General features: G+C 39.8%; 12 protein-coding genes and 1 tRNA gene. 4 read left to right on the forward strand and 9 right to left on the reverse strand.

Annotation, left to right across the window (positions count from 1 at the left end; translation table 11 throughout):
* From ASU31_RS24350 to ASU31_RS24360, 3 genes are all read right to left on the reverse strand, one after another.
* A partial coding sequence (locus ASU31_RS24350) for a hypothetical protein (protein WP_157258283.1) occupies nucleotides 1-744 on the reverse strand: 744 nt, incomplete at its 3' end.
* 150 nt (nucleotides 745-894) lie between these two features.
* Nucleotides 895-1383: a hypothetical protein gene (locus ASU31_RS24355; RefSeq protein WP_057934852.1), complete on the reverse strand. Its 489-nt coding sequence runs from the start codon at nucleotides 1381-1383 to the stop codon at nucleotides 895-897.
* Nucleotides 1384-1661: 278 nt separating this feature from the next.
* Nucleotides 1662-2405: a hypothetical protein gene (locus ASU31_RS24360; RefSeq protein ID WP_057934853.1), complete on the reverse strand. Its 744-nt coding sequence runs from the start codon at nucleotides 2403-2405 to the stop codon at nucleotides 1662-1664.
* A 445-nt stretch (nucleotides 2406-2850) separates the two neighbouring features.
* Between ASU31_RS24360 and ASU31_RS24365 the strand changes: the two genes are divergently transcribed.
* Both ASU31_RS24365 and ASU31_RS24370 read left to right on the forward strand, forming a co-directional pair.
* On the forward strand, nucleotides 2851-4761 hold the full coding sequence (locus tag ASU31_RS24365; RefSeq protein WP_167346239.1) for a tetratricopeptide repeat-containing sensor histidine kinase: 1911 nt from the start codon (nucleotides 2851-2853) through the stop codon (nucleotides 4759-4761).
* A 39-nt stretch (nucleotides 4762-4800) separates the two neighbouring features.
* Entirely contained in the window at nucleotides 4801-7890 is a 3090-nt protein-coding gene (locus ASU31_RS24370) for a ligand-binding sensor domain-containing protein (protein ID WP_057934855.1), read from the forward strand.
* A gap of 235 nt (nucleotides 7891-8125) precedes the next feature.
* Here the strand turns inward: ASU31_RS24370 and ASU31_RS24375 are convergent.
* Nucleotides 8126-8199 (reverse strand) — tRNA-His (locus ASU31_RS24375).
* Between the two features lie 176 nt (nucleotides 8200-8375).
* Between ASU31_RS24375 and rnhA the strand changes: the two genes are divergently transcribed.
* A complete protein-coding gene (gene rnhA, locus ASU31_RS24380) occupies nucleotides 8376-8840 on the forward strand; it encodes a ribonuclease HI (protein ID WP_057934856.1) in 465 nt (154 codons plus the stop codon).
* A 6-nt stretch (nucleotides 8841-8846) separates the two neighbouring features.
* On the opposite strand, the gene fbp is transcribed toward rnhA, so the two are convergent.
* From fbp to gloA2, 5 genes are all read right to left on the reverse strand, one after another.
* Nucleotides 8847-9926 (reverse strand): class 1 fructose-bisphosphatase, encoded by a 1080-nt coding sequence (gene fbp, locus ASU31_RS24385; protein ID WP_057934857.1) that lies wholly within the window; start codon nucleotides 9924-9926, stop codon nucleotides 8847-8849.
* A gap of 19 nt (nucleotides 9927-9945) precedes the next feature.
* Complete coding sequence (locus ASU31_RS24390; RefSeq protein ID WP_057934858.1) at nucleotides 9946-10437, reverse strand: metallophosphoesterase family protein; 492 nt, start codon at nucleotides 10435-10437, stop codon at nucleotides 9946-9948.
* 194 nt (nucleotides 10438-10631) lie between these two features.
* A complete protein-coding gene (locus tag ASU31_RS24395; RefSeq protein ID WP_083505520.1) occupies nucleotides 10632-12443 on the reverse strand; it encodes a serine hydrolase in 1812 nt (603 codons plus the stop codon).
* Between the two features lie 105 nt (nucleotides 12444-12548).
* Complete coding sequence (locus ASU31_RS24400; protein ID WP_057934860.1) at nucleotides 12549-13250, reverse strand: tRNA1(Val) (adenine(37)-N6)-methyltransferase; 702 nt, start codon at nucleotides 13248-13250, stop codon at nucleotides 12549-12551.
* 1 nt (nucleotide 13251) lies between these two features.
* Nucleotides 13252-13635 (reverse strand): SMU1112c/YaeR family gloxylase I-like metalloprotein, encoded by a 384-nt coding sequence (gloA2, locus tag ASU31_RS24405; protein WP_057934886.1) that lies wholly within the window; start codon nucleotides 13633-13635, stop codon nucleotides 13252-13254.
* A gap of 259 nt (nucleotides 13636-13894) precedes the next feature.
* On the opposite strand from gloA2, the gene purL reads away from it, so the two are divergent.
* A complete protein-coding gene (gene purL, locus ASU31_RS24410) occupies nucleotides 13895-17593 on the forward strand; it encodes a phosphoribosylformylglycinamidine synthase (protein ID WP_280739892.1) in 3699 nt (1232 codons plus the stop codon).
* Nucleotides 17594-17622 lie beyond the last annotated feature (29 nt).

Genomic DNA, 17622 nt, shown 5'->3' on the forward strand with positions numbered 1-17622 from the left:
TTGCCTGGTGGCAACAAACACGGCATCGGATCTTTCCACCAGCATTACAGGCGTATTTATGTTCTTCCAGCCCGGAACTGTAACGCCCATAAACTCATCTGCATTTGTTTTAAAGGCAATATTGGTGATGCCATAATAAGGCAGGGTTACTTCCGGCAGGGTATCGTACTTTACAATGGGCTGCCCTCCTGGAATCTGTATTTCGCCACTTTTCCTTAACCTAACATCCCATTGTAGATCCGTTCCGGTAAATTTAAAAAGAATATCGCCCGTTTTAAAAGATGAGTTGGCAAATGCAACCGCTTCTGTTTTTTTGACCAGTGTGGCATAGGAAAGCTGATCTCCTGCCCCATTATAGATGAAATCGTATGCATTCAACTTTAATTTTCCGTCGGCATCTTTTGCTACTGTAAAGGTATATACCGATTTTCCGTCGGCATTATAGTCGATACTAAATTTAGAGCTGCCTATCTTTACCTCGTTAATCCGTAAAGAACCCTGCAGGTGTGCATTTGCCTTTACTGTATTTCCCTCTTGAGAAAAATAAACTACCAGTAATTTATTGCCACCGGTTTTATGTTCTGCAACAATATAATAATCTACCAGTTCGCTTGCCGAAATACCCTTATTGCCGTCTGGATTTTCACCATCGGGTGTTGGCATACTATCTTTTTTTTTACAACCTGCCAATACCAGTAATAACATTACGGGCATCAATTTCAATGTGTTTTTTAAACTTTTCATGATGTTATTTTTTTATAACCATTAATCAAATGAACAACCTCAATAGATCCTTCTGTTTCGGAAACCAGTGAATGGGCTGTATTGGCTAAATAGTTTTTTTTAACCCTGATATCCAACTTTATCCGGCACGGATATCAGGGCGGTAACAAGTTATTTTTTTGCAAGCGTACCTGTAAAACTCCCTTTTAACGGGCCATTAGCCGTGGTTACGTCAAAAGAAATCGCAAACCCATCACCTTCTTTTTTAATTTTTACACTACCTCCCTTAATGGCGTCTCCAAGAATGCTAGCCTCTGTAGTAACCATACCACCATTAAAATTGGTGAGGGGTTTATAACCGCCATTGGTATAAACCGCACCATTGTATACGAAATCGCCGGTTGGAATATCCGCACCTGCTCTTGGGAAACGGAGCTGAACGGCATCGCTATATGATGGTCCGTTAAAAAATATCCATGGCCCGTCTTCTCCAACATCCCTATAATCGGCCCCTGTAATATTTACTGTTTTCCCCTGATAGGTATAACTTCCTGCTTTTGCTCCATCTTCATTATTCTCTCTGTTTTTTTTACAAGAAGCGAAAACGAATAAAACGATTAGCATGAGCATTTTTGTTGAATTGTTTTTTAAATTTTTCATAGTATTATTTTTAAAAAAAGGTAACTGATGTTAGTACCGGAACTGTGTTTTATGACTGGCAGCCTGGCGCTCCCCCTTCACCAACAGGTTCAAAATAATCTGTGCTTAATACCGTACCTGTTGGCAACGCATTGATATTATCAATGGCATTAACGGCCTTATTGCTCTGTCATGTTTATTGCAACTGCACACAGGCAGATCATGTAAGCGTAGATAAAACCAATGTGAGTGATTGTAATGTTTTCATCGTTTTAAGCATTAATATTTATCATTGGGGATTATTTCAGCCAGGCTACCATTTTGGCATACATCTGATCGGTCCAGTTGCCCCCACAATGCGTGTTACAACTGTTATCAGTGATGCCTTCGCTCTTGGCTTTGATTACTGAGTTAACAGGAATCTGATCATAAAGGGCCTTGCCCGAATAATCGCCTTCATTGTTACCTTTACAGGTAATACTAAAAACTGGATTCTTTAACTTGCTTGCCTGGTCAGATCCTGTTGCGCCACAGGCAGCCAATATCCCTTTACAATACGGTATCGAATTATAATAGGCACTATTGGTAAGCAGCATAAAACTTGCAAAAGAGTAGCCTCCCACAACCGATTTATTTTTGTCTATATTATATTTACCTGCTATGGCCACAATACATTTATCGAAATCTTCGCCAACCATTTTGGCGCTATTGTTCCAATCGGTAGTGCCAGGTACTTTACGGTATTTTACTATTGCGGCAGCATATCCATTGGCGGCGGCTTTTTCGCAGATTTCAGTTTCAGCCGCTCCGGTTAAGCCTCCTTCCGTGGGATTGTTCTCATCATTGCCACTACCCATTACCAAAATACCTTTAAAGGTTGTAGCATTTTTGTCTGTAAAAATTTTATAGGTAATGCCATTGACTGTTTCTACCACCTCTTTCAGGTTGCCTTTAACTACTTCGCTTTCTTCAGTGGTTTTATCCTTTTTACAGGAGAAAACAATCAGGAGGAAACAGGCTATCATTAAACTGATTTTTTTCATGGTTTTAATTTTTTATAGATATAAGTAGATTATCGTTTTGCCGGTACAATATTAAAAGAACCTACAGTGCTATTTTTCGGGAATGATTGGAGGACAACTCTTAATGAGCGGGACATATTTTATGATGAGGGAGCCCAGGTGTCTCACAGATCAAGTTGGTTCAAAAGCTGATGTATATGAAAGGAATGCCCGATAAAGGGCGCTTTTAAACCCGTGTTATGCGAACAGGGCTTTTAAATGAGCGAACAGGTCTTTTCATTTAGCGAACGATAAAAGAAATATGTGCCATTATCAGTTATTTTGAACTGATATAATAACGGTGATGGACAGGTCGGTAAAATTTATTCTTTGTTTCTTTTTTCTTTTTTCCGCAACGGAAAAAGGTCTTGCCCAAGAAAAAATAAAGGCTAAAATAGAGATCCTTACTAAGAAGCTAGACACTCCAATGGCAGACACCGACAGGGTTGATCTTCTTTTTAAGCTCAATTCGGCCCTGGCCGCAAACAATCCGGAAAAGGCAATGGAATACGCGAGACAGGGCTTTGAACTAGCCTCTAAAATCGGGTATAAACACGGAATGATGTTATGCATCAATGATATTGCCACCATACAATTAGACATCGGCAAAAACGGCGAAGCCATAAAAAATCAAAAAAAAGCGCTGGCTTTAGCACAGGAATTAAAGGACAGGCAGATTACTATAGTAAGTTTCATGAATATCGGCGCAGTTTATCAACGGATGAGCAGATACACTGAGGCGGCGACTTATTTTTTTAAGGCTTTAAAAAGGGCAGAAAAAGAAAACGATAACAGGCTCATTGCCTTATCTGAAACCAATATTGCGACTTTGTTCATTCAACAGCGCAATTTCGAAAAAGCAAGGTACTATGCCCTTAGGGCAGATAGGCTTTTTAAACAGCTGGACTTTAAAGCGTATGAAGCTAAAAACCTTGAAATGCTGGGCAACAGTTATGCTTTTGATGGAAAGAAAGAACAGGCTAAGCCATATTATCAAAAAGCGCTTAAACTTTACCTGGAAACGGGCGACGAACTTGGAAAAGCCGTTATTTATACCCAAATGGTCGATCTTTATAGCGATGATCCAATTAAACAGATCGATTACCTTAATAAGGCCAAAAATATCTGGGACCGGATTGCGCCCAACAACTTAAACGCCATTGCCAATCTTGGTAATTTTGGCTTTGTTTACCTGGAAATACTGAAAGATGCCAGAAAATTGGGACTTGTAGAAAAAAAACTAAACCTCGATCGGGAAAAGATGGTTGCAGATGCGGAAAACTATTTTGCAAAAAGCATTTCATTGAGTGAACAGGCAGGAATAACCGACCTCGTCTTTCAGCTTACATTGCCTTACTCCCAACTAAGCGAGTATAAAAAGAACTATAAATTGGCCCTGTACAACTTAAAGAAACACATTAAACTTCAGGATTCGATCTATTCACAGGAGATCAAAAACAAGATTGCATCACTGGATAGCGAAAGAGAAATCGCCATTCGCGACAAAGAGCTGCAGTTAAACAAACTTGAATTTAAACAGCTCTGGCTTTATGGTATTTTGGTGGTGGTGGTTTTAAGTTCGGTTTTATTATTTTTATACAACAGGTACAGGATCAGACAGCTGCAGCTCAAGAGTGCTTTAAAGCAACAACAGACGGAACAACTGAATAGGGAGCTAAGTTATCAGAATCAGCTTTCGGAGAGCGAACTAAAGGCCATCCGTTCACAAATGAACCCGCATTTTATTTTTAATGTGCTCAACTCCATAGAATCTTACATCATGGATAATAATAAAAGAACAGCATCCAGATTGATCCAGAAATTCGCGGCACTGAGCAGACTGATCCTCGAAAATTCGACCAGGAGCCTGGTTACGGCCGACCGCGAATGGAAAGCGCTAAAACTGTATACCGAACTTGAGGCCATGCGCTATAACAATTCGTTTAGCTACAGTTTTAAATTGGATGAATCTATCGATCTTAAAGCGCTGATGCTTCCGCCCATGTTGATTCAGCCCCTGATTGAAAATGCAATATTACACGGTCTTATTGTCGATAACCAACCAGACGCCCATTTGGAAGTCAGTATCAAAAAGATTGAAACGGGCATCTGCGTTATGGTTAAAGACAATGGTAAGGGATTCTATCCCCAAAGCAACCCTCAAGATAAGATGGGGATCAAGGAAAAATCGATAGGTATACAGTCCATCCGCGAAAGAATAGAAATGATTAACTTGCAGAATCAAAACGGTACTGCCAATTTTTTGATCCATCCGGGGGAAGCCGGAAAGGGAACCGTTGCAATGCTTTGTCTGCCAAATTATTACCTGGCTGCCTAACCCAATTAACGCTTACAATACGCCACTTAATACGATTAAATGAAAATTCTAACTGGCCTATATCTTATTTTAATCTTATGTAGCTTGGGAGTTAGCGGACAGTCTTTTCCCAACCTAAAATTTAACCAGCTCACAGTAAGGGAAGGATTGAGTACCAATGCCGTAAAATGCACCTATGAAGATAAAAACGGGATTATTTGGATAGCAACCAGCAAAGGATTAAACCGCTATGATGGCACAGGGATAAAAGAGTTCAGGCATTTGGTTAGTGACAGCACCTCTATCTGCAGCGATGCGGTGGTTTACATAGCCAGTGATCCGGAACAGCATTTATGGTTAGGTACGATAAGGGGACTATCGCGGTTTAATCCACGGACCGGAAAAGCCGTTAACTTTTTTCATGACGCCAATAACAAAAACAGTTTGGCCAGCAATTGGAACTGCATACCTTTTTTTGATAGCAAGAATAGGTTATGGATTGCGACCAGTGCCGGCGTGCAGTTGTTTGATTATAAAAAAAATATTTTCACGACCTATCTCCCGCCAACAATAAACGGCGCAAAAGAAGACTACAATTCATTTAACCTGATTAAAGAAGACCGGGAACATCGATTATGGGCGCTGGGAGCCTATGGCCTGTACCTGATTGATGAAAAAAATCAAAAATTGATCCCTTATCATCAAAAGGACTATAACATTACCTTACTTCAGGCTACAAATGGCACAATCTATCTGGGGCAGGGAGATGGCGGCCTTAAAAGTTTTGATCCGAAACACCATATGCTTGAACCTGTGGTTTCGACCTTTTTCAACAAACCCAATACCAAGGTAAACGATATAATTGAGTGGACGGATAACCACCAGAACAACTGGCTCTGTATTGCAGCCAGTGGAGGTTTTGTACTAAAGGATTTAAAAAACAACAGGCTAAAAGAGTACGTGTCCGATATTTTAAATCCCGCTTCCCTAAACGCATTTAACATCTATCATATTGCAAAAGACAGGCAAAACCGGTTGTGGCTATCAACAGATAACGGAATCAGTATTATCGACCCCAACCTTCAGAATTTTGAAAACATCCCTTTGTACCAGCAGCTAAAATTAAACAATCCCAAACTTTTCGGGCTGCCCAATAACATGCTCGAAACCAAAGACCGTTTTTATATCACAGGCTACTATGCAAAAGGTATTTATGTATTTGATAAAAACTGGCATTTTTTGTCGCATATTTTGCAAATACCCGAAAATGCCAAAAGTGCGCTCAGCAAGTCAATAAACAGTATTTACCAGGACAATAAAAAGAATTTTTGGTTCAGCACAGATTCAGGTCTGGTTAAAAAAACGGGATCTCGGTACAAGCTCTATTTCCCACCGGTAGACCTGAGCAATAAAGATAACCTTGCCGTATCAAAAATCTATAAAAGGAAAGACGGCCAGTTTTGGATAAGGGCCAGGCAGAATGGCATTTACCTCTTTAACCCGATGAAGGGAACATTCGTTAAACAGTACAAACCGGATGGTAAGAGCATAGACGGTGCAGTATATTCTTGCCTAATGGATAAGGAAGGTGATTTTTGGATAGGTGCTACCAAGGGCATCAGCCGTTATGTTCCTTCAAAAGATGCTTTTAGTAAAATTGCCGTTAAAGGTATAGATGGAAAAGAATGTGAGATCAGTTGGGTAACCGACATTACAGAAGACAGAGAAAAAACGATATGGGCCGTATCGGATGCTGGCCTGATCAAGATCAACAAAACAAGTGGAACCGGATTGCTGATCGACAACAGATCGGGGCTGCCGGAAAATTACCTCAAAAGAATATTGATAGATACGCTTGGCAATTTATGGATCCCCTCACAACAGGGCATCATTAAATACGATAGGAAGAAGACATTTACCTTTTTTAACATCAATAACGGACTTCCTTTCCAATACGAAGGCCATGGTTTTTTTGAGATCGACAGAACAGGCAATTTCCTGTTGAGCTTCAGTGGTTTTGTAACCCGCTTTAATCCTTATCATGTCAAAACAAATACGGCCATTCCACGGGTTATTTTTATGGATATCAGTGCTGATGGCCGTGAAAAGACGGTGCAGGTAAGCGATAAAGAAAAGCACATCACACTTGAGGCAGGAACCAAAATCGTTAATATCCACTTTGCCACTACTAATTTTACAGCACCTCAAGAGAACAGGTATTTTTATAAGATAGGCAAAAATGCGCACTGGCAGCAGGTAAAAAATGGCGATATTGCTCTGGGAAGCATGGCCAACGGTAGGTATGAACTCTATATAAAAGGCTGCAATAACGACGAGGTGTTCAGCTTGGAAGAAAGTCTTTTTATTACCGTTTTGCCCTATTGGTATGAAACAAATCTGTTTACTGTTTTATGTATTATCGCCATAATGGCGCTTATTCTTTTTTTATGGCGGAGACGCATTGCCTATATCCGTAGACAGTTCAGTTTTAAACAGCGCCTGTCAGAGAGCGAGTTAAAGGCTGTCCGTGCACAAATGAACCCGCATTTCATTTTCAATGTGCTCAATTCAATAGAGTCGTACATTATGGAAAACGACAAAAAAATGGCATCCCGGCTTATTCAAAAATTTGCCGGGCTAAGCCGGTTGATACTCGAAAATTCAACAAAAAGCCTGGTTACGGCAGACCGGGAGTGGAAGGCCATAGAACTCTATACCGAATTGGAGGCCATGCGCTATAACCATGCATTCACTTACGATTTTGACCTTGATGAGCATATTGAACTCAAAAAACTATTGTTGCCGCCAATGCTTATTCAGCCTTTAATAGAAAATGCAATTTTGCATGGCCTCATTATAGACAATCGGCCCGATGCCAAACTTAAAGTAAGTTTGAAGCAGGGCGAGGGGAAGATTTGCATTACGGTAGAAGATAACGGCAAGGGCTATCATCCCGGACAGCAAAAAAACGTAAAAATGGGGATCAAGGAAAAATCAATGGGCATCGACTCCATTCTGGAGCGGATCGAAATCATCAATCTTCAAAATCAAACGAATCTGGCAAATTTCAATATCCGTGCAGGCGACGATGGTAAGGGAACAATTGCAACATTATGCCTGCCGATTCAGTATTTACCTAAGTACAGCTGAAAGTTGGGTATGAATCGCCCATTAAAAATCCCGACGGCTTTCTACTGATAAAGGGAGGCTCAAAGCATAAATATCCCTGCACAACCGGTTATAATGAGCAGCTATTTTTTGATGGAGACCGATATCGAACACTTTTGATCAACGAAATAGCCGAGCGTATCTTCCTGAAAAACAAAGAATTAGGAGCAAAAAAAAGGGGAAAAGTATCTTTAAAAGACTCTTTTCCCCAGCTACGGGTGGCTGATGGGGCTCGAACCCACGACCCTCGGCACCACAAACCAATACTCTAACCAACTGAGCTACAGCCACCGTATTTTTTAGTGTCACAAAAGTACGACTTTTAATATTTCTTGCAAATATTTTTTTCAAAGTTTTTACAACTAATTTTTAATTCCTTAACATTCAATTATTTGAAATTGAAAAAAAATTTCAGAAGCAGATAAAACAAGCTATTTTGAACCTAAAAACATAACTTTACGGCGTTTATGATCGAAATTTATACAGACGGAGCAGCTAGCGGAAACCCAGGACCAGGTGGTTGGGGTACAATTTTAAGGGCAGGACAGCATTATAAGGAATTAAGTGGCGGCTTTAGAATGACCACGAATAACCGCATGGAGCTATTGGCTGTAATAAAAGGATTAGAAGCATTAAAAAGCTTAAATCAACAGGTAACCGTTTACTCTGATTCGAAATATGTAGTAGATGCTGTGGAGAAGAAATGGGTTTTCGGCTGGGTAACCAAAAATTTTAAGGATAAAAAAAACAAAGACCTGTGGTTGAGATTCCTGGAACTATATAAACTTCACAAAGTGAAATTCATCTGGATTAAAGGTCACAACGATCATCCGGAGAATGAGCGTTGCGACCGTTTAGCTGTTTTTGCTTCACAAGACAAACAAAACCTGGCTATAGATACTTTTTTTGAAGCAGAGAGAAGTAAGATTTAGCCAATATTAATCAATCCCGCCAACTACATTTAAATTCTCTAGTTTCGTTTCTACATTGGCATCAATCGAGATTGATTTTGCTGTATACAACATCATCATTTCTTCAGCCTTTTCTACCATATGTTTTGATCCGATAAAAATCGGAACCCGCTGATGCAATTCTGTAGGTTCAATTTCGAGTATACGATCAAAACCTGTGCTGGCTTTGCCCCCAGCCTGCTCAATAATGAAAGACATTGGGTTACATTCATATAACAACCTCAATTTTCCATTAGGCGAGCGCGAAGTGGTTGGGTAAATATAAATCCCGCCTTTAATTAAATTCCGGTGAATATCGCCAACCATCGAACCAATATAACGCGATGTATATGGGCGTTTAGTGGCCTCATCCTCTACCTGGCAATATTTGATATATTTCTTAACGCCATCAGGAAAATGGACATAATTGCCTTCATTTACCGAATACATATAACCTGTTTCGGGTATTTTCATCTGGGGGTGTGAAAGACAGAACTCACCAATTGATGGGTCTAATGTAAAACCATTAACGCCCTTTCCTGTGGTATAAACCAACATGGTAGATGAACCATAAATAATGTAACCGGCAGCTACCTGCTCCGTACCTTTTTGCAACACATCCGTTATACTGGCTCTGCCATCAACCGATTTTCTGCGATAAATAGAGAAAATTGTCCCTACAGCAACATTTACATCCGTATTAGATGAACCATCTAAAGGATCGATACAAACAATATATTTGGCATTTTGAGAAACCGGTGATTCGATATGGATAATTTCATCTTCTTCTTCGGTAGCTACAATACAGCATTCGCCACCACTGGTTAGTGCAGCAATAAACTGCTCATCAGCATAAACATCAAGTTTTTTTTGTTCCTCGCCTTGAATATTCATGGTTCCCATATCACCCAAAATATCAACCAAACCCGCTTTATTAATTTCGCGGTTTACAATTTTTGCAGCAATACCAATATCCCTCAATAACCTCGAAAGTTCACCTTTAGCATATGGAAAATCTGCCTGTTTTTCTATAATAAATTGTCCTAGTGTTTTAACGCCACAAACCATACTTAGTGTAAATTTTACATTATCTACCCGATAACTCTATAACCTCTAAGGTATGAATATTTTCATCAGTTATGCAAAAACGAATGAGGGTTCTCACTTTGTGCCAACCGTGTTTTCCTGCAGCACCGGGGTTTATATGCAAACATTTTATTTTTTCGTCGAACATCACTTTCAGAATATGCGAGTGCCCGGTGATGAATAATTTCGGAGGGTTAGTGTATATTTCAGGCTTAACATAAGACGAGTATCTCCCTGGATATCCACCTATATGCGTCATCCAAACATCAACCCTTTCGCAGCTAAATCGATTTTGTTCAGGGAATTCAGATCTGATAGTTGCATCATCTATATTTCCGAATACCCCGCGCAAAGGTTTAAATGCTGCCAAAGGTTCGGCAACATCAGGTCCAAAATCGCCGGCATGCCAAATTTCATCTACACCATCGAAGTGTTTAAAAACCGCATCATCTAAAAAACCATGGGTATCAGAAATTAATCCTATTTTTTTCATTTTGTAAAGTTAATACCCATTGCGTTTTACAACTTTAATTACTGGCAAATTATTTTTCGCCCTTTTAAAACAGCCATAAAAAAGATGTTTTTTAACTTAAACGTTAAGCAAAATTCAATAAATCATCGTTTTTTATTTATAGGATATTATCATCGGCATAAATCCTAATTAAGCCCGATGACCGGGTTGTTCTTCTAGTTTTGCCTTACCTGTTTAAATGTCCCGTTAGGTTGTATAAACGAAACAGACAAAGCTTTTGATATATCCTCTTTCTTCTCGAATTTTAAACTAAAGCCTTTTAGATTTTTAAAATTAAAAGTATCGTTTCCTACCGAAATGGTTTCATACTCTGGCTGACCAGGTACTGAGACAAATAAAGTTTTGCCTTTTAAATATACCTTGGCCATCCCCTTTTCACCGTAACTACCGGTATAACTTTCTAAGGCTGCAGCACTCAACTCAACGGTTCTTGGTTTGCATGTAAAAATGGCTGGTTTCATTCCCCGTTCAAGCGGAATACTAATCCCTTCAAGTTTGCCGTCCTGTCCGCTGATAAAATTAAAACGCAGATCACTTTCTGCCGTATCAATCTTTCCTTTTTTATCGATACCGCTGATGCTGAACACATCATAATGATAGTGCCTAAGCAAAATTTTCTCTTTTCCCATCATGGCAAAAAGCGAATCGTTTTTAAACGATACATTGATCACACCATAAGCAGGATTATCAAACAGACCATCATAATCTTTTAAAGGATGTGAAGGTTTGGTGTTTAAAACGCGGGTATTTTCAGCTGTTTTTTTTGCTGCCTTTTCCTTTTCTTTCTCTTCTGCTTTTGCTTTACGGGCCCTACCATTCCAGTCGATATTTTTCAACCCTAACACCCTGTCGGCAATACTGCTGTATACGATTTCTGGAACACTTGAGGTGTTTTGATTGGTTAACACCACAATACCCAAATTATCGGTCGGAAAAAAGGATACGCTAGCCGAAAAGCCATTGATATTACCACCATGCTCTACCATATAATGACCACGGTAAGAGTTGATCATCCAGCCAAAACCATAAGTAGACAGATAAATATCATTATCTTTTGCAGGTAGACCTCCGCCCCTCACCATTTGAGAGCTCGCAGCCTCTCTTATATAAGAGGTGGGTAAAATTTCTTTTCCTTGGTAAGTACCGCCGTTAATCCACACTTTTAACCAATGCGTCATATCGTTTATACTGCTGTTGATACTTCCGGCCGGCCCCATTCCGTCTATATTAAAATAATCGATCTTTTCAATAGCGCCTTTATCATTTATAGTGTAGGGTAAAGAAGCATCATTATCCTTTTCGAATTCAAAAATATTGGTATTGGAACGGTTCATCTCAAGGGGATCAAAAAACTTTTCTTTAATATTCTGCTCCCATGTTTTTCCGGTCAGTTTTTCAACAATCATACCCTGCGCCAAAAACATAAAGTTATTATACTGCCATTTTTCGCGCACAGCAGCAGTCGGCTCCATATATCGCACCCTTTGTATAATGCTATCGCGGTTGGAAGTATTAAATATAAACCACGACAGATCATAACGCGATAAACCTGTGCGGTGGCACATCATATCGCGCACAGTAATCTGATTGTTCATATTATCATTATAAAACTTTAATTGAGGCAAATAAGAGGTTGCAATACCATCATAAGAAAGCTTTCCTTCTTTTTGCAACAAACCAACAAGACCGGACGTAAAGGCTTTTGTACTCGAACCGATGGCAAAAAGCGTATTTGGGGTTACCGGTTTTTTATTTTCCACATCACGATAACCGAAACCCTTACTGTAGATTACCTGATCGCCCTTTACCACAGCTACCGCAAAACCAGCCACCTGCTGATCTTTTAATATCCTATTTAATAAGGTATCAATCCCGGTCAAAGGATCGCCAGTTTTTTGTTTTTTTGATTGAGCAAGAGAAGATAGTGCCATGAAGCACAGCAAAAACACATTTAGGATACGTTTCATTTTAATTTAGGCGAAATTTATGCCCCCTAAATTACAAATGATAATCAGATTATTGGAAATTATATCAGAAGCGGTATAAAAATCAACCTAATTTTATTAAAATATCTAATAAGCCAGAAAAAAATCCTTCAGCAATTCTTTATAAGCTGCTGTATGCTGTTTTAAAGATTCATAAATATAAAAATCATCTTCCTTCAAAACCACTTCACCTTTTTTCAAACAGATAATCTGCCTGAAAGTTGGCTTACTTTCATCAGAATGGATATGGATCCGCTCTGCAAGCGATAAATTATAATGCGCAGCAATACCAATAACCTCATCGGCTTGTTTTACCGGAAGGATTAACCAGATCATACCCTCATTTGCCAGTAACCCACTCGATTTTTTAATGAGCATGCTAAAAAAGTCTTCATTTGCATGCCGGGCTATTCCTTTTCTAAGTTCCTCACTTTTTAAATCGTTCACAAAAAAAGGTGGGTTAGAAACAATCAGATCGAATTGCTGAGCATACTCATATTGTTCAATTGATGTATGGTTAATGGTTAAGCGATTACTGAACGGTGATAGCTGAAAATTTTTTTCAGCGGTTTCCGCAGCCTGTGCGTCAATTTCTACCGCATGTATATTTGCTTCAGGAAATCGCTGCGCCAACATCATAGCAATCACGCCGGTACCTGTTCCAATATCCAATATATTTTTAGGTTTTTTGTGATTTGCCATCGCCGCAATTAAAACGCCATCGGTGTTAATCCTCATGGCACAACCCCTTTGGTCAACTTCAAACTGTTTGAACTTGAAAATACTCATCCTAAATTTCGTACAACTCTAAGGGCAAACCATCAGGATCAGCAAAAAAAGTAAATCGCTTATCGGTAAATTCATCAATACGGATAGGCTCGGTAATAATGCCATGATCATTTAAACGCGAAATCTCTTTTTCAATATCATCAACCTCAAAAGCCAGATGGCGCAAACCCTGCGCTTCTGGTCGCGATGGCCTTGCAGGAGGGTTTTCGAAAGAAAACAGCTCGATCTGATATACACCATTTACTGCAAGATCTAATTTATACGACTTCCTTTCCGCCCGGTAAACCTCTGCCAAAACGGTAAAACCCAATTTATTCACATAAAAATCTTTAGATTTTTCGTAATCTGAACAGATAATGGCAATGTGGTGTATTTTATTGAACATAAATTTAAATTTTAATAAAAAATACATTTGCAGCGTCAACCTCCATAAGGTTTCTCTAAATAAAGTCGTCATCTCGACCGAAGCATCGCGAAGTGTTCCAAGGGAACTCCTTCGGAGGAGAGATCTATCTTGACAGATTTCTCGACTGCGTTGCACCCGATAGCTATCGGGTCCGCTCGAAATGACGATCTGCAAGCTACATTAACGTCAAAAGTAATAAAACGACAATTATATTGTACGCTACAATGAGCTTTTTAAAATTTTAACACTATTTTTGCAACTTCAAAAAAAAAGCATGATTCATTTCTTCCTTAGTCAATCGCAGGCGATTTTTGTTTTACAAACAGACAAAGCGCTTTCTACCACTGATATTACTAAACTTGAATGGTTATTTGGCGGTGCCAAAATCTCGCAAGAAAAAGCACTAACAGGCTTTTTCGTTGGACCAAGAGCAGCAATGATTACTCCATGGAGTACCAACGCCGTAGAGATTACCCAAAACATGGACATGCAGGGAATCATCAGGATTGAAGAATTTAAGCAGGTTGACGAAAACTTTGCTGATTACGACCCGATGCTTTCTCAAAAATACAACAAGCTAGATCAGGAGGTTTATACCATCAACATCAAGCCTGAGCCGATTTTAGAAATCACCGATATTGCAGCCTACAATAAACAGGAAGGACTTTCTTTAAGTGATGAAGAAGTTGAATATTTAAATACTTTAGCGCAAAAACTAGAAAGACCATTAACCGACTCTGAAGTTTTTGGTTTCTCTCAGGTGAATTCGGAGCACTGTCGCCATAAAATTTTCAATGGCAAATTTGTAATCGATGGCGTAGAACAACCTACTTCTTTATTTAAGCTGATCCGCAAAACATCAGAAGAAAACCCTAACGATATTGTTTCCGCTTATAAAGATAATGTAGCTTTTATCAAAGGCCCGAAAGTGCAGCAATTTGCACCTAAACGTGCCGATGAGCCTGATTATTATACCACAAGCGATTTCGAATCGGTAATCTCCTTAAAAGCAGAAACCCATAATTTTCCTACTACAGTTGAGCCTTTTAATGGTGCAGCAACAGGTTCGGGAGGTGAAATCAGAGACCGTTTAGCAGGTGGACAAGGTTCATTGCCTTTAGCAGGAACTGCCGTTTACATGACCGCCCTTTCGCGTTTAGAAAATAACCGCCCTTGGGAACAAGGCGTTGAAGAAAGAGCATGGTTATACCAAACCCCGATGGATATCCTGATCAAAGCATCAAATGGTGCTACAGATTTTGGAAATAAATTCGGGCAACCACTGATTACTGGTTCTGTTTTAACTTTCGAACATGAAGAAAACAGCAGAAAATTAGGTTTCGATAAAGTAATTATGCTTGCGGGCGGTATCGGATACGGTAAAGCCAGCCAGGCACAAAAACTTAAACCAAAAGAAGGCGATAACATCGTTATTCTGGGTGGAGAAAATTATAGGATCGGAATGGGGGGTGCAGCCGTTTCATCTGCAGATACTGGTCAGCACGGAAGCGGAATTGAATTGAACGCCATCCAGCGATCGAACCCTGAAATGCAAAAACGTGCCGCAAATGCGGTGCGTGGTATGGTAGAAAGCGATCACAATTCGATTATCTCTATTCACGATCACGGTGCAGGTGGTCACTTAAACTGTTTATCAGAGCTGGTTGAAGAAACAGGTGGTTTAATAGACCTTGATAAACTGCCGGTGGGCGACCCTACCCTTTCAGCCAAAGAAATTATCGGCAACGAATCGCAGGAAAGAATGGGATTGGTGATCGGTAATGATCATATCGAAACCTTACAAAAAATAGCCGACCGCGAGCGCTCACCTATGTATACCGTAGGTAAAGTAACCGGCGATCACCGTTTTACCTTTAAATCTGCAACAACAGGTTTAAAACCTATGGATTTTGAATTGGCTGCCATGTTTGGCAGTTCACCAAAAATCGTAATGGACGATCAAACTATCGATCGTAAGTACGAAGCTGTAACCTATAATAACAATGAATTAAATACCTATTTAGAACAGGTGCTTCAATTAGAAGCGGTTGCGGCTAAAGATTGGTTAACCAATAAAGTAGACCGTTGCGTGGGTGGCCGCGTAGCCAAACAACAATGTGCAGGTCCCCTACAATTACCATTGAATAACTGTGGTGTAATGGCTTTAGATTTTCAGGGAAAAGAAGGCATTGCCACTTCAGTTGGCCATGCACCACTTTCGGCCCTGATTGATCCTGCAGCGGGTAGCCGCAATGCGATTGCAGAATCACTTTCGAATATCGTTTGGGCACCGCTAAAAGATGGCTTAAAAAGTGTTTCACTTTCTGCCAACTGGATGTGGGCCTGTAAAAACGAAGGCGAAGATGCCCGTTTATATGCAGCGGTAAAAGCCTGTTCTGATTTTGCCATCGATTTAGGAATCAATATCCCAACCGGAAAAGATTCGTTATCGATGAAACAGAAATACAAAGATGGTGATGTAATTGCACCGGGCACGGTGATTATTTCTGCCGGCGCAAATTGCGACGACATTACTAAAGTTGTTGAGCCGGTACTTCAAAAAAACGGTGGATCAATTTATTACATCAACCTTTCTAACGATACCTATAAATTAGGCGGTTCGTCTTTTGCACAGATTTTAAACAAAATCGGTACAGAAACACCTGATATTAAAGGTGCTGATCAATTTAAAACGGCTTTTAATATGCTTCAGCAATTAATCAAAGCTGATAAAATCCAGGCAGGTCACGATATTGGTAGCGGTGGTTTAATCACAACTTTATTGGAAATGTGTTTTGCCGACCGCGATTTAGGCGCCTCGATCGATTTGTCTTCACTAGCAGAAGCAGATAGCATTAAAGTATTATTTGCAGAAAACATTGGTATCGTTTTCCAGGCTGATGCTTCGGTTGAAGATACTTTTGCACAGGCTGGCGTTGCTTTCCACAAAATTGGTGAGGTTACCCAATCGGCTAAATTGGAAGTTAAAAATGCTGCTGATAGCTTCAGCTTTGATATCGACCATTTACGTGATGTTTGGTTTAAAACTTCATATCTGTTAGATAGCAAACAAACTGGCAATGGATTGGCAAAAGAACGTTACGACAATTATAAAAACCATGTATTAAATTACACTTTCCCATCACAATTTGATGGAAAGAAACCTGTAATCGATCCAACTAAACCACGACCAAAAGCAGCCATTATCCGCGAAAAAGGCAGTAACTCTGAGCGCGAACTGGCCAATGCCATGTATTTGGCAGGTTTTGATGTAAAAGATGTACACATGACCGATTTAATTACCGGAAGAGAAACTTTAGAAGATATCCAGTTTATCGGCGCAGTGGGTGGTTTCTCTAACTCTGATGTTTTAGGATCGGCCAAAGGTTGGGCAGGTGCATTTTTATACAACGAAAAAGCAAGAGTTGCCTTAGAGAAATTCTTTGCCCGTCCTGACACTTTATCTGTTGGTGTTTGTAATGGTTGTCAGTTATTTGTAGAGCTGGGCTTAATTAACAAAGATCATGAAGAAAAACCTAAAATGCTCCACAACAAAAGTGGCAAGCACGAAAGTATTTTCACATCGTTAACCTTACAAGAAAACAATTCTGTCATGTTATCTACACTTGCCGGAAACACTTTAGGCGTTTGGGTATCGCATGGCGAAGGAAGATTCTCGTTGCCATATGCAGAAGATAAATATAAAATCGTGGCCAAATATGCTTACGAAACTTATCCGGCTAGTCCGAATGGATCAGATTACAACACCGCAATGTTATGTGATGAAACTGGCCGCCATCTGGTCATGATGCCACACATTGAGCGTTCATTGTTCCAATGGCACTGGGCAAATTACCCACAAGGCCGTAAAGACGAAGTTTCGCCATGGATGGAAGCCTTCGTAAATGCACGCAAGTGGATTGAGAATAAAGGATAAGAAACTGGTGTAAAATGGATGACGGAATT

Source organism: Pedobacter ginsenosidimutans, assembly GCF_001442625.1.
Lineage (GTDB): Bacteria > Bacteroidota > Bacteroidia > Sphingobacteriales > Sphingobacteriaceae > Pedobacter > Pedobacter ginsenosidimutans.